The organism is Rahnella sp. P4_A8 (assembly GCF_056402435.1).
In genome coordinates this window covers 1-658 of record NZ_JBFUHK010000347.1, presented here as the reverse complement: position 1 = coordinate 658, position 658 = coordinate 1, and the positions used below count along the sequence as shown (strand labels likewise).

Annotated in this window: 1 pseudogene; it reads right to left on the bottom strand. The window is 41.5% G+C overall.

Features of this window, described 5'->3' with window-relative positions:
- A pseudogene (locus AC1DUO_RS25910) lies at nt 1-628 on the bottom strand (UDP-N-acetylglucosamine--undecaprenyl-phosphate N-acetylglucosaminephosphotransferase); the annotation flags it as partial.
- Between the last annotated feature and the right edge of the window lie 30 nt (nt 629-658).

Genomic DNA, 658 nt, shown 5'->3' with positions numbered 1-658 from the left:
ACCTGGAACAGCTGACATTCAGGATAATGAAAGGAACAATTGCCGCAATAAAAAGCTGACAGTACAGCGCCATAGGTATTTTCCCTGCCACAGCAAAGCAGATTGCCAATCCCGTAAATGACAGAATACTTAACCCGCCTAACAGCCCGTCAATTCCGTCTATCATATTGAAAGCATTAACTGATGCCCAGACAGCCAGCAATGAGACGGGGAAACTTAAGATCCCCAACCTAAGCTCGTAATTGTTCCACAAATTGCCGAAAGAGCTAATATATACGCCGTCAGACATAATGATAATTGCACCTGCCGCCTGAACAATCACGCGAAGAAATACTGAAAGAGCATAGCGATCGTCAAGAACACCGATACAAACCAGAAGGAAGCTACTCATCAGAAAAGCATTATTGTGCGCAACGGAAGGAAAAAAAAGTAAATTTATTACTACCACCGTGAGATAGATAGCAATGCCGCCTACCAGCGGAATATTACTGCTGTGTTTTTTTCTGTAATCAGGCTTGTCGACCAGTTTTAATTTAATACTTACAGCCCTGGCCGCCAGTAAAAAAATAAAACAAATGATAGGGGTGACAAATAAAAATCCGTACATCCCGTTAACATCCTTTTCCATGGAGTTTTTATTTTAACAGTTGAAGTAAGC